9 protein-coding genes are annotated in these 13,597 nt (G+C 35.6%); 5 read left to right on the forward strand and 4 right to left on the reverse strand.

Annotated elements, in window-relative coordinates:
- The first annotated feature begins 142 nt into the window (after positions 1-142).
- On the forward strand, positions 143-949 hold the full coding sequence (gene hisJ / locus BN3107_RS11175) for a histidinol-phosphatase HisJ (protein ID WP_058307705.1): 807 nt from the start codon (positions 143-145) through the stop codon (positions 947-949).
- 48 nt (positions 950-997) lie between these two features.
- Here hisJ and BN3107_RS11180 read toward each other — a convergent pair whose 3' ends face one another.
- The 4 genes from BN3107_RS11180 to BN3107_RS11195 all read right to left on the reverse strand — a co-directional run bounded on the left by BN3107_RS11180 (position 998) and on the right by BN3107_RS11195 (position 9,952).
- Positions 998-4,582, reverse strand: a complete 3,585-nt coding sequence (locus BN3107_RS11180) for a dynamin family protein (RefSeq protein ID WP_058307706.1) — start codon at positions 4,580-4,582, stop codon at positions 998-1,000.
- Positions 4,583-5,030: 448 nt separating this feature from the next.
- Entirely contained in the window at positions 5,031-7,487 is a 2,457-nt protein-coding gene (gene parC, locus BN3107_RS11185; RefSeq protein WP_058307707.1) for a DNA topoisomerase IV subunit A, read from the reverse strand.
- A 21-nt stretch (positions 7,488-7,508) separates the two neighbouring features.
- Positions 7,509-9,464, reverse strand: a complete 1,956-nt coding sequence (gene parE / locus BN3107_RS11190) for a DNA topoisomerase IV subunit B (RefSeq protein WP_058307708.1) — start codon at positions 9,462-9,464, stop codon at positions 7,509-7,511.
- A gap of 74 nt (positions 9,465-9,538) precedes the next feature.
- On the reverse strand, positions 9,539-9,952 hold the full coding sequence (locus BN3107_RS11195) for a CoA-binding protein (RefSeq protein WP_082631286.1): 414 nt from the start codon (positions 9,950-9,952) through the stop codon (positions 9,539-9,541).
- Between the two features lie 221 nt (positions 9,953-10,173).
- On the opposite strand from BN3107_RS11195, the gene plsY reads away from it, so the two are divergent.
- From plsY to BN3107_RS11215, 4 genes are all read left to right on the forward strand, one after another.
- On the forward strand, positions 10,174-10,758 hold the full coding sequence (gene plsY, locus BN3107_RS11200) for a glycerol-3-phosphate 1-O-acyltransferase PlsY (protein ID WP_058307710.1): 585 nt from the start codon (positions 10,174-10,176) through the stop codon (positions 10,756-10,758).
- Between the two features lie 165 nt (positions 10,759-10,923).
- On the forward strand, positions 10,924-11,847 hold the full coding sequence (gene folE2, locus BN3107_RS11205; protein ID WP_058307711.1) for a GTP cyclohydrolase FolE2: 924 nt from the start codon (positions 10,924-10,926) through the stop codon (positions 11,845-11,847).
- 8 nt (positions 11,848-11,855) lie between these two features.
- Entirely contained in the window at positions 11,856-12,092 is a 237-nt protein-coding gene (gene yidD, locus BN3107_RS11210; protein ID WP_058307712.1) for a membrane protein insertion efficiency factor YidD, read from the forward strand.
- A 499-nt stretch (positions 12,093-12,591) separates the two neighbouring features.
- A complete protein-coding gene (locus BN3107_RS11215; protein ID WP_058307713.1) occupies positions 12,592-13,461 on the forward strand; it encodes an AraC family transcriptional regulator in 870 nt (289 codons plus the stop codon).
- The last annotated feature ends 136 nt before the right edge of the window (positions 13,462-13,597 follow it).

The raw sequence follows: 13,597 nt of genomic DNA on the forward strand, positions 1-13,597 counted from the left end.
TCTACCGTGGTAAAGCGTCTATTTGTATTTTAACATTATCATATCGCTTTGTTGTCTGTCAATCCTCACTTTTAAATTTAATCACTTCGGTTTACAATAGAATGAGCAACCGACTGAAAATAGATAAAAGGGAGTTTTTACGATGACACTCAAAGGAGATTATCACATCCATACACCATTTTGTCCGCATGGATCGAATGATGCGGTTTCTATGTATATCGAACAAGCGATAAAAAAAGGCTTGACTGAAATAACGTTTACGGAACATGCTCCATTACCAAAAAACTTTACTGACCCTACACCTGAACAAGATAGTGCGATGGCTTGGGAGGATCTTGATGCTTATTTGGAAACGATTGAAACAGCTAAAAAATCATATCAATCCAAAATTAAGATAAATTTAGGATTTGAAGTAGACTATATCGAAGGCTATGAGCAAGAGACAACTTCTTTTCTCAATGAGTATGGTCGTGTTATTGATGATGCGATCTTATCGGTGCATATGCTCAAAAGTCCTGACGATGGTTATGTATGTATCGATTTTAGCAGTGAAGAATTTGCTAAGATTATTCAACAATTTGGTAGTGTTGAAGCGGTCCATTATCAATACTATCAGACGTTAGAAAAAGCTGTTTTATCTGATCTAGGAGCTTTCAAACCTAAGCGTATTGGCCATCTAACCTTGATTCAGAAATATCAAAAAAAATATGCAGTTGATCAAAGTTATCAAGCTACCATTGATCACCTGCTAAATTTGATAAAACAAGAACAATTAGAGTTAGATTTAAATACGGCTGGTCTCTATAAAGAAGATTGCCAAATGCTTTATCCACCAGAAGAAATTATCGAACAAGCAATCGCAAAAGGCATTGTACTTAAGCCAGGTTCTGATAGTCATGAATCCAAAACAATTGCGAGAGGGTTCGATCTTATTGCTCGTTTTTTTTAGAGAAATAATTCACGAGATAAAAGAAAAATTTATCTCGTGTTTTTTATTCTAAGTTAGCATTTCTTTTAATGTTTTGTTGATTTTTTCTAATTGTTCTTTATTTTCCTCTTGCCCTTCAATGCCATGGATCACTTGACGGTAATAGCTTTGAACTTCTTCTAGATAATCGTTGAATACTTTTTGTTCGTAATGATTCCATTGTTGATGATAAAAATTCAATAATTCTTTTTCAATCTGATCGATTTTCTCTTGCCATTTAACTCTCAAAAAGGCAGAGACCTGCTCTTCTAATTGCTTTCTGCCATCTTCTGCAAAAAATGTTTTCGTGTCTTTATAAAACTGACTCCATTTGGATAACAGTGACTCATCCGTATTTATTGCTTGTAGTTCGACTTCTGGTGGATCAAGGCGAATATCCTCAAACTGTGACAAAGAAAAACTTGAATCAATTTGGATGAATTGGCGTTCGATATCTTTTTTTATTTCATGCAACGATTGATTCCATGTTTGTTCAATGCGAATAGATATTGCTTCATATTCATGCTTCATACGATTGTAAATGGTTTTGAACAAAGCTTGAATCGCTAGTTCCAATTCTTTCTTTCCTTTTCTGCCATTGGTTTGAATAGCACCTGGATGAATATGATCTTTCCAAAGGTCTGTAAACTGAATCGAGAATCGTTGTTTGGCATAGAAAGTTTGCTTATTTAATTTTTGGGCTACCATTTCTAGATAGTCTTCTGATTTACGCGCATGTAGCACATTTTTCATTTCTGTCTGATATTGCTTATTTTGTTTAATCAGTCGATCTTTTTCCTGCTGATCACTATTAATCATCGATAACCAGTTTGAGACTAAGCTATTAGCTCTAGCTAAATCGGTATAAACGGAACGCATCGACATTTGGGTTAACTCTTCCTTAACAAAACGATAGAAATGATCTTCGAATTGTGGGAGACCAGTGTGATCACTCTTATCGTCGATTGCCTGTTTACTTGAGACAGGGAACATTCTTGGACTTTTGATATCAAATCGCTGCAATTCATTACGAACATAATCAACGACTAGATTTTTTTCGTCTTCATTTTTTGCAAGATCAATCGCATTTATCATAAAGAACATTTTATCTAATTCAAAGGCATCCTTAACTCGACCTAAACGCTCCAAAAACTGTTGATCTGGTTTCGAGAATGGATGGTTATAATACGTTACAAATAAAATAGCATCTGCATCTTTAATATAAGAGAATGCTAAATCAGTATGTCTAGCATTAACAGAGTCAGCACCAGGTGTGTCGACTAACGTGACATGATTGTTCGTCAGAGGACAATCATAAAAAAGTTCCATTTCTTTGACAAAACAAGCGATCGTTTCCTCACGGATGTAGCGCTCGAATTCTGTAAACCCAATAATATAAGACGTTCCAATTCGATCTTTAATTTCTTGATAACCTTGATAAAACGCACTAAGGAAAGACTTATGTTGATCCGGTATATCTAATTTTGCTAGTTTTGTTTTTTTAATCCAACGATATCCTTCATCTAATTGGTGAAAGTCTTTTTCGGTAATGTCATTGATATCCGCTACTAATTCTTCTTCATTTTTCAATATTACGTATACGTTTTTATGCTGATAACCATCCCTTACAGGACTAATTTTGTTAATAGCGGCAGTTGTTGGGTTTGGTGAAACCGGCAACACTTTTTCACCAATAAGTGCATTAGCAAACGAAGATTTTCCAGCACTGAATGCACCAAATAAAGCAATCGTAAAATGGCGATCCGTTAGCCTGTCTATTTTATTCGTGATTTCTTGTCTGATCGAGTCCAAGCCGTTAATAGGTTCCATTACAAGATTAGCATTTTCTGCATCCGTTAACGTTTGTTGATAAGAGTATGTCGCCGCTTGTTCGATATTTTCTTCTATATTTTCTTCCTTCGTTTCTTTTGTTTGATTCGATGTAATGGCATTTATATCGACTATTTTGTCTACTTTTCTTTCTGTTAGCTTTTCCTGTATTGTTGCGATTTCAGCCTCATTACCTATCGATTCTCTATCGCAAATGGATTCTAATTGATTCTTATATACAATAAATGCTTGTTTAACTTCTGAAATTTCATTCTCTATTTTGGTGTATTGTTGATAAAGCTCTATATAGGTTTTGTGTTCTTTTAGTTTTTCATCAAGTGGTGTTAATACGCTTTGCCCGATCTCTTGCCATTTATTTTTGTAAAATTGACGATACATTTTCTTAATCGAAGCGGCTACCTGATCTGTGTACACTAAGATGTATTCGCCATTAACTGTAGCACCCTCTTCTATTAATTTGATTAAATGCTCCGCCTGGAATTGTTGTTCAAAGATAGGTTCCGATACAGTAAAAGAAATGTAAGGATTCAAAAACTCTGTCACTTTATCGCGCAACTTCCATTCTAAGCTAATTTCAGCCTTTTCTTTCAATACTTTATATAAATCATTTAATCGCTTTTCACGCTCTCCCTCTATTTTTTTGCGGTTACGGATCAAACCGGTTTTGAATTTTGGTTCATATGATTCCAGTAGAATTCGCGCCTTTTCACGAATATCAAAAGGTATGATTTGGGCATTTTTTGTAGTTTGCTCGATCATATCCATGTATTCTTTTTCAAGATGATCTCGCTCTGCTTTTAGGGAATCATAAGTAGACTGAATGGCATTAACATTAACATCAGTCGGTAAATCAATACGCTTCAATCTTGCATCAAGTTCTTCTATTGCATCATTCATTTGTTTTTGCTGTTCCTGAATACTAGATTGTACCGTATGGTTCGTTCCGTTTAACAAAGTCTCTTCTAAGGTTATTTGATGGTTATCACTTACAATTTGATGAACACGTGCTTGTAATGAAGCGAATTCATTAATACCTGTATCACTATTAGCCATAGATGTATAAAAAACATTTTTCGGTCGAATATGCCATTGCTCGAAAACACTTTCTAAACTACGCTTGAATTCTGTAAAATGAATTTCCGTTTCATCGTGCTTATCCATTTGGTTAATGATGACATAGTATGGCTTATTCATGGCGTCAATCTGCTTAAGAAATCTGGCGTTCACCTCTGATTGAACATGATTATAATCCATAACATAAAACAAAACATCGACTTGATGTAGAGCTGATTCTGTCATTAATCGATCTGCGTCATTTGCGGCATCAATACCTGGCGTGTCCATTAACGTTACACCATCGGGTAATTCAGCCATTTCTTTAAAAATTTCGACTTTTTTTACTTCATCACCGTCTCTACATAATTGATGAAGTTTTTCCATTGATGGCAGAGTCTCCATTTTAATCGCTGGTTGATGGTTAAAATGAACGATTACCTGTTCTTTTCCTTGTTTTATTTCAACAATGTTTGCACTGGTTGGAATCGGACTTTGTGGTAAAAGTTCCTCCTTCATCAAATTATTGATTAAAGTTGACTTTCCTGCTGAAAAATGGCCACTAAAACAAATATGAATCATTTTTTGCTCTAATTTAGCATAATAGTCTACAATTTGTTCCTGGTATTTTTTTTCGTTATTTTGATCATAAAAATGGTGCAAGTCTGCTAATTGCTGTTTATCTACAGCTTTTTTACTCGTTGTCAACATTATATAAACTCCTTGATTGATCATTCTATTTTCCCATTATACGGTTTTTTTCTTATTATGGCTATATGTAAGGGGTTAGAATTTTAGTTTGAAATTGTTAAAGAATATAAATACCGAGTAGTTTAGTCGCTATTTTATTTATCTTACTTAAGAATTATCAGGCTTTGTTTCTTTTAGGCGGTATACTCATTTATCAGACAGAAGCACCTTCCATTTCCACCCTTTTGGGCGATATATCCATTTATCGGACAAAAGCACCATCCGTTTTCACTCCTTTTGGGCGATATATCCATTTATCGGACAGAAACACCATCCGTTTTCACTTCTTTTGGGCGATAAGTGATCTAATACGACATAAGCTAAATTTTTTTCATTAAAAATAGAAAAAGTAGCTCAATTAAGTGTACACAATGTCTTCTGTACAACAAAACTGAACTACACCATCACATTATTCATTTAAATCTTGATCAAATGCTTTCGATAGGCCTCTTTTTTGATGAATCGTTGTTACTTCACCAGTAAGATCCGTGTCAATTACGTATGAGCCATTGCTATAACGATCACTAATTGGGAGTTCCATCGGTTTTACTGTGTGATGTTCCCCTTTTGTTGTCATTAATTTGATCACATCATCGTTCTCAACCAAATCAAATCCGACAATACGATGTGGTTTTGATTTTAACTCGCGTAACATTACTAAACCTTTCTTAGCACGTGATGATTTTTCAAAACGGTCGATCGTCATTCTTTTACATGCGCCTCGTTGAGTAGTAACGAATAATTGCCTTTTCTCTTGTAACTCATCCATTAAAACACCATTTACGACAAATTCATCTGTTTTTAACTGGATTGCCTTAACCCCTGCTGCTCTTTGGCCAATCACCGATACTTCTGATTCATGATACCAGAGGCCATAGCCTTTACTTGTTGCAACAAAAATGTCTTGATTTCCATCAGATAAATAGACATTAACCAGTTGATCTTCTTTTTTCAAATTCAATGCGATCAGCGGTCTCGTATATCGCTGAGAATAATACAAATCCAGTGTACTTCGCTTCACCATGCCATTTTTTGTGAAAAATACGAGATATTTATCTTTAGAAAATTCTCTAATTGGGATTGCTTTGACAATCGTTTCTTCTTTCTCCAAAGAGGCGATGTTAGATAAATGTTGACCCAGATCCTTCCACCGAATGTCTGGCATCTGGTGTACTGGTATAGGGATATACCTTCCTTTATTGGTGAACAGAAGTAGGTGATCTGTTGTATTTAATTCATATAACGAAATTAAATGGTCATTATCTTTCATCGTAAAGTCATCATCCGTTGAGGCCGTATAGGATCTAATGCTGGTTCGTTTTACATAGCCTTGTTCTGTAACAGATGTAATGACGTCTTCACTAGCTATCGTTACTTCGACATTAAATTTTAATTCTTCGATTTTTTCTTCGATCTTCGTTCGACGTTCTTCTGCGTAGAGCTTTTTCATTTGTTTTAAATCTTTTTTGATAACAGATAATAGTTTTTTCTCATCTGCCAAAATTGCTTGATAACTAGCAATCGCCTTTTGCAATTCCGCAGCTTCTTTTTCCAAAGCGGTAATATCCGTATTTGTTAATCGATATAGCTGCAAGGTTACAATTGCTTCCGCTTGTGTTTCGGTAAAACCATAAGCATCCATAATTCTATTTTTGGCGTCTTGTTTATCGTTCGATGCTCTGATTGTTTGGATTAATTCATCTAGAATCGAAACAGCTTTGATAAGACCCTCAACAATATGGGCTCTTCTTTCCGCTTTATTTAGGTCAAAACGGGTTTGGCGTGTCACCACTTCTTTCTGGTGACCAACATAAGCATCGATCATTTCTGTTAAACCGAGCAATTGTGGTGTTTTATCTTTAATCGCTACCATATTGAAGTGATACGTGATTTGAAGATCTGTGTTTTTATATAAATAATTTAAAACACCTTGACTATCTGCTTCTTTTTTCAATTCAACAACAATTTGCAACCCTGTTCGGTCTGTCTCGTCTCGAACTTCTGCAATTCCTTCCACTTTTCGATCTAAACGTAATTCATCCATACGTTTCACAAGGACTGCTTTATTTACTTCATAAGGGATTTCATCAATTACAATTTGCTCCCTGCTACCTTTTAACGGTTCAATCTTCGCTTTACCACGAACGACTATTTTGCCTTTACCAGTTTCATAAGCTTTCTTAAGCCCCTCATACCCTTGGATAATACCGCCAGTAGGAAAATCTGGTCCCTTAATAATTTGCAGCAATTCTTCTACCGTGACCGATGGTTTATCCATACGTTTAATGACAGCTTCAATTACTTCAGCTAAATTGTGAGGAGGAATTTCTGTCGCATAACCTGCAGAAATCCCTGTCGATCCATTTATGATTAAGTTAGGAATTCTTGCTGGTAATACAACAGGTTCATCAATCGTATCATCAAAGTTCGGTATATAATCGACGGTTTCTTTATCAATGTCACGGATTAATTCGGATGCAATCGCAGAAAGTCGCGCTTCTGTATAACGCATCGCTGCAGGTGGATCGCCATCCACACTACCATTATTACCGTGCATTTCAACCAATACATTGCGAACTTTCCATGTTTGACTGAGACGAACCATTGCTTCATACACAGATGAATCACCGTGGGGATGATAGTTACCAATTACCGTACCTACCGTCTTTGCCGATTTACGAAAGCCTTTATCGTGCGTGTTTTTTTCTTCATGCATCGCAAAAAGGATACGGCGTTGTACGGGTTTTAACCCATCACGTGCATCTGGCAAGGCACGATCTTGAATAATATATTTACTATAACGTCCAAATCGATCACCCATAACGTCCTCAAGCGGGAGATCTAAATACTTCTCTTCTACTGCCAACGGTATTCCTCCTATAATGCATTAAATTTGTATATTTTCATTGTCAATAATATTTTCATCTTCTTCTAAACTAAATTGAACATGAGACTCAATCCACTTACGACGTGGTTCAACCTTGTCACCCATTAAAGTAGTAACCCGGCGCTCCGCTCTTGCAAGGTCATCAATCGTCACACGAATTAATGTACGAGTTTCAGGGTTCATGGTTGTCTCCCATAATTGGTCCGCATTCATTTCCCCTAGACCTTTATAGCGTTGCAGTTGATAACCATTTTTGAATTTTTTTGTAACATCTGATAACTCGTCTTCTGTCCAACAGTATTCAATTTGCGCCTTAGCACCTTTACCTTTGGAAATTTGATATAAAGGAGGTAACGCAATAAATACTTTTCCAGCTTCAATTAATGGCCTCATATAACGATAGAAAAAGGTAAGTAATAAAACTTGTATGTGCGCACCATCCGTATCGGCATCTGTCATAATAACAATTTTATTATATTGTACATCATCTAATGAGAATTCACTTCCAACTCCAGCACCAATCGTATGAATAATCGTCGAGATTTCTTCATTTTTCATTATATCTACTAATTTCGATTTCTCTGTATTTATAACTTTACCTCTTAATGGTAGAACAGCCTGGAACTTTCGATCTCGTCCTTGCTTGGCTGAACCACCTGCAGAGTCCCCCTCTACTAAGTAAAGTTCATTTTTATCTGCATTACGAGATTGTGCTGGTGTTAATTTTCCACTTAAAAGCGAATCTTTACGACGTTTTTTCTTGCCGCTACGCGCTTCCTCTCTTGCTTTACGAGCAGCTAACCGTGCTTCTTTCGCACGAACTGATTTCTTAATTAACATCGATGCGATATCAGGGTTTTCTTCTAAGAAATATAACAGATGCTCTGCTACTACAGCATCTACAGCTGAACGTGCTTCAGCAGTCCCTAACTTGCCTTTAGTCTGGCCTTCAAACTGAAGTTTTTCTTCAGGAATTTTCACCGAAATAACAGCAGTAAAACCTTCTCGAATATCATTGCCGTCTAAGTTCTTATCCCGGTCCTTCAAGATATTTACTTTTCTAGCATAATCGTTTACCACACGCGTAATCGCAGTTTTAGCACCAGATTCGTGGGTTCCACCATCTTTCGTCCGTACATTATTAACAAAAGACAAGATGTTTTCTGCATAGCCATCATTGAATTGAAAGGCAAAGTCCAGTTCCATCTCTTGTTGCTCACCTTCAAAAGCAACCACATCATGAAGAGCATCTTTTTCTTCATTTAAATACAAAACAAACTCTTTTAATCCGTCTGGATATTGATACGACTCTTCTACTCGTTCTTCATTTCTCTCATCGATTAATTCAATGGTGATTCCTTTTAATAAAAAAGCAGCCTCTCTTAATCTTTCTGCTAGTATTTCAAATTGAAAAGTATCCGTAGAAAAAATAGAACGGTCTGGTTTAAATGTTATCGATGTTCCAGTCTTCTTCGTTTTTCCTTTTTTCTCTAAAGTTGTTACTGGTTTCCCGCCATTTTCAAAACGTTGAGTGAAAATTTGACCATCTCTATGAATTGTCACTTCTAGCCATTCTGATAAGGCATTTACAACAGATGCACCTACACCGTGTAAACCACCACTTGTTTTATAGCCACCTTGCCCAAACTTACCACCTGCATGCAAGACCGTTAAGATAACTTCGGGGGTTGGCCTTCCTGTTTGATGCATTCCAGTCGGCATACCACGTCCATTATCAGCTATTGTAATACTCTGATCAGGATGGATCGTTACGTTTATATGTTCACCAAATCCAGATAACGCTTCATCAACTGAATTATCTACTATCTCAAAGACCAGATGATGTAAACCTCTTGCATCTGTACTGCCTATATACATACCCGGTCTTTTTCTAACTGCTTCTAGTCCTTCTAATACTTGAATGGAATCGTCACTATATGTTGTATTATTACTCATTAAATTCTCCCTACTCCTTCCCTACACTACCAACCTATATTAAAATAATAGAACATTCGTTCTCTGTTGTAAGATTATCTCATTAAAACAGAATGTGCTACTTTAATACATCGGTCCATAATCACATGTTTATTATGCTTTACTAAATACTCATATGCTGCTTGATCTGTTACACCTTGTTGCATCCAGACATAATCAGCATCTGTTTTTACAATTTCTTTTGCAAGATCATATAAATAAACCGACCGTCTGAAAACATTTATCAGCTGATAGTCTTCTTTAACATCTAAAATAGATTTATATGCTTTTTCCCCAAGCACTTCATCTATATTAGGATTTACAGGAATAATCTTAAAACCAGATTGTTGCATTGCTTTTGCAATTTGATAAGAAGTTCGTGATGGTTTGTCGGACAATCCAATTACTGCAATTGATTTTGTATTATCTAACATTTCTTTCATCAATAATTGTTCCTTATCGTTATTCATAATGTTACACCTCATTTTTATTGATTAAACCATTTAATAAGCTTTCACGCAAGTAAACTTTCAAATAAATCAAACTAAAGACCCATTTATTTCTAACCTTACCCCTTATCTTTAACACAGTTTAACAAAAAATTAAATAATCGGTGTACTCTTTTTTATCATAACATGCTAAAATAATAACAACTGTAGCAATCATAACATTATATTTAAGGAGTTTGCCGATGGAATACATTATTTTTATCCTGTTAGCCTATTTATTGGGTTCGATACCAACTGGGTTAATTGTTGGAAAACTTGGTTACAAAAAAGATATAAGAGAACATGGTAGTGGTAACTTAGGTGCTACAAACACTTTTCGTGTACTCGGTGTGAAAGCAGGTATAATTGTAACAGTAGTTGATATTCTAAAAGGGACACTCGCCGCTGTGCTTCCTATTATTTTCCAAATAGAAGCGGTCCATCCACTTATCGTGGGTATTTTTGCAGTTATTGGTCATAGTTTTCCGATATTCGCAAAATTTAAAGGTGGTAAAGCAGTTGCTACGTCTTCAGGTGTTATATTGGGTGTAAACCCATTATTATTCGTGATTATGATCTGTAGCTTTTTAGTAATTCTCTATTTAACAAAATATGTATCCTTAGCATCTATGTTAACAGGACTCATTACTATTATTGTATCGGTTGTTCTGCAAGAATTTGCATTAACTATCGTAATCTCTATACTAACCGCCTTTGTAATTTATCGCCATCAAGCAAATATCAAACGTATTTTAAATAAAACTGAACCAAAAATAAAGTGGATGTAAGGATCTAACTCCCTCGTTAGATCCTCTTTTGTGTACAATTTTTTATCTGGGACAAGCGAAAGTACCAGATTAAGGAAAAACATCTCTATTATAAGATTTTTAAATTGAATATTAATAAAAGATTAAGTATACTTTGATATAGTTGATGACGAAAGGGGTCTAATCATGAAAGAAGCAAGTTCCAAACAACTTCCAAACAAATCAGAGAGACATAAATTGTTTGGCTCTGTTCAACCTGGTGAAAAAATTAAACCAACAGAAAAAGAGAAAATGCCAGATTTGCAAAACACAAAAAAAGATTTTTTATTTGATATAGATCAAGTTGGTATTGCTAATGTTAAACACCCTGTTCAAGTGTTTAGCAAAACTATGCCAGCCTCACAAACAACCATAGGTACTTTCAAGATGACTTCATCGATTCAAAAAGATCATAAAGGTACGAATATGAGTCGATTTACTGAAATGATGCAAGATTACAGTAAAAACAATACATTTGATTTATCGATCGCATCATTAAAAACATTCACCAAAGAGATGGCCGAACGATTGGAACAAGATGACAACCAAATTACGGTTTCATTCCCATGGTTTTTTGAACGAAGTGGACCTGCTTCAGATCGAACTGGTATGAATCACGCAGATGCCGAAATTACGATAATCTATGATAAAAATGCAGGTTATCATATTACCGTCTCGTTACAAGGAACGATTACCACACTATGCCCATGTTCTAAAGAAATTAGTGAGTATAGTGCCCATAACCAACGGGGAATTGTTTCAATGAAAACAGAACTAACAGGTGAATATAATGAAGATGAGGTAGACTGGAAACAAGCACTTCTTGAAGCAGCTGAAAGTAATGCAAGTGCTCGAATACACCCTGTATTAAAAAGACCTGATGAAAAAATGGTTACAGAACAAGCTTATGAGAACCCTCGTTTTGTCGAAGACATGGTTCGTTTAGTAGCTGCAGATCTGTACGAAATGCCTTTTGTACAAAAATTTTCTGTGACATGTCAAAATGAAGAGTCCATTCATTTACATGACGCAATAGCATCGATTTCCTACGATAAATCATTGCACAGTTGAGGTGAATGATGCGTAAACTTGCTATATTATTCATCCGTTTTTATCAACATTTTATTAGTCCTATGTTTCCACCAAGTTGTCGCTTTCAGCCTACATGCTCACACTACAGCATCGAATGTTTTCAGCGATTTAATATGTTTAAAGCAACTTATTTATCAGTAAAACGCATATTAAAATGCCACCCTTTTCATCCAGGTGGTTTTGATCCGGTTCCAGATGGAAAAAATGAGCAGCAAAAAGATTAAAAAACGATATGAGTCAAAAAAAATCCAAACGATCAGATTTTCCGGTCGTTTGGATTTTTTTGTTATGTATAAAAGCATGACATTCTGTGATATGTGAAATAAAGTTTGATAATTTATAATTTGATAGATAAAATAAAGTTTTCGACCGCTTTGAATTTTACATTGTCCAAAGGGATTTTTGTAGTTACAATAAAATTAAGTATTCTTCCAGTAACGGGCCAGATTGTATAGTACTTGATTATTCTTAGCTGTTGAAAAGTTTGATTAAATGATTGCTAATACCTTTATCCAAAGGCAAAAAGTAAGAGCAAATTTAGAAGAATTTTGATTATAAACGCTTACATATATATTATAGATAAACCCCTAGATATAAATCCTTTCCATTGCATTAACTATGTCCTTTATTACATTAAGTGGATCGAACCTGCCACAACAAAGCATAAATTGACAGGATATCTTCTTTAAAAGTTGCTAAGATGAATATAAGGAGTTGAAAGCCATGGCATGGGTAGAGACAATACAAAAGGCAATTGAGTACATGGAAAAAAATATATTGGAGGATATTACGATAGACAGTATTGCTAAGCAAGCAAATGTGTCACCTTTTCATTTCCAACGAACGTTTGCAGTTTTAACAGAAATTACGATTGGTGATTATATAAGAAGGCGGCGATTAACATTGGCAGGAGAAGACTTGCTGACTACAGATGAGAAGATTATTGATCTTGCCAATAAATATGGCTATGACACCCCCGAGGCTTTTTCAAAAGCTTTCCGCAGGCAGCACGGGGTTACTCCAAGTGAAGCACGAAAGAAAAAGGGAAAGCTGCAATCCTATAACCGCCTGATAATTCAGGTAACCTTGAAAGGGGCAGAACCTATGAAATATAGTATAGTTGAAAAGCATGCGTTTCAAATTGTTGGAATTAATCGGGAATTTCCTTGTGTGGCAGAAGAAGAAAATGTAGTAGGAATTCCAGAACTTTGGAAAGAGGTTAACCAAAACGGAACAAGTGAACTACTATTTCAACTGAACGACGGAGAAGTAAAAGGTGTTTTAGGTGTTTGTGGGGAAGTCAGTGAAGCACAAAAAAAGACTAATGTATTTGATTATTGGGTGGCTACCTCATACGCTGGGGAAGTTCCAGAAGGGATGCACGGAATAGAAATTCCTGCTTCCAAGTGGGCGGTTTTTGAAGTGCATGGACCTATGCCTATTGCGATGCAAAATACCTGGAAACAAATTTTCTCCGAATGGTTCCCTTCCACTGGGTATGAGCATGCAGGTACTCTGGAATTTGAATCATATAGTGATGAAGATCCCAATCGTCCAGATTTATACTCAGAAATCTGGATTCCAATTAAATAAGTTCACTATTTTATACAGTATTCGGCAATCGGGCGTGATTGTGGGAGATCAAAGGCAAAAAAATGATCAAACTTTTTTATGAAAATTGCACTTAACGTCACAAGAAAAGCATCCATTTTTTAATAAATGGATGCTT

The sequence above is a fragment of the Gracilibacillus massiliensis genome (assembly GCF_001458115.1).
GTDB classification, from domain to species: Bacteria; Bacillota; Bacilli; order Bacillales; family Amphibacillaceae; genus Gracilibacillus; species Gracilibacillus massiliensis.

Coding starts and splice junctions, on each gene's coding strand:
- BN3107_RS11180 (WP_058307706.1), bottom strand. CDS start 4,582: ATGTTGACAACGAGTAAAAAAGCTGTAGATAAACAGCAATTAGCAGAC.
- folE2 (WP_058307711.1), top strand. CDS start 10,924: ATGAAAGAAGCAAGTTCCAAACAACTTCCAAACAAATCAGAGAGACAT.
- plsY (WP_058307710.1), top strand. CDS start 10,174: ATGGAATACATTATTTTTATCCTGTTAGCCTATTTATTGGGTTCGATA.
- parE (WP_058307708.1), bottom strand. CDS start 9,464: ATGAGTAATAATACAACATATAGTGACGATTCCATTCAAGTATTAGAA.
- BN3107_RS11195 (WP_082631286.1), bottom strand. CDS start 9,952: ATGAATAACGATAAGGAACAATTATTGATGAAAGAAATGTTAGATAAT.
- hisJ (WP_058307705.1), top strand. CDS start 143: ATGACACTCAAAGGAGATTATCACATCCATACACCATTTTGTCCGCAT.
- yidD (WP_058307712.1), top strand. CDS start 11,856: ATGCGTAAACTTGCTATATTATTCATCCGTTTTTATCAACATTTTATT.
- BN3107_RS11215 (WP_058307713.1), top strand. CDS start 12,592: ATGGCATGGGTAGAGACAATACAAAAGGCAATTGAGTACATGGAAAAA.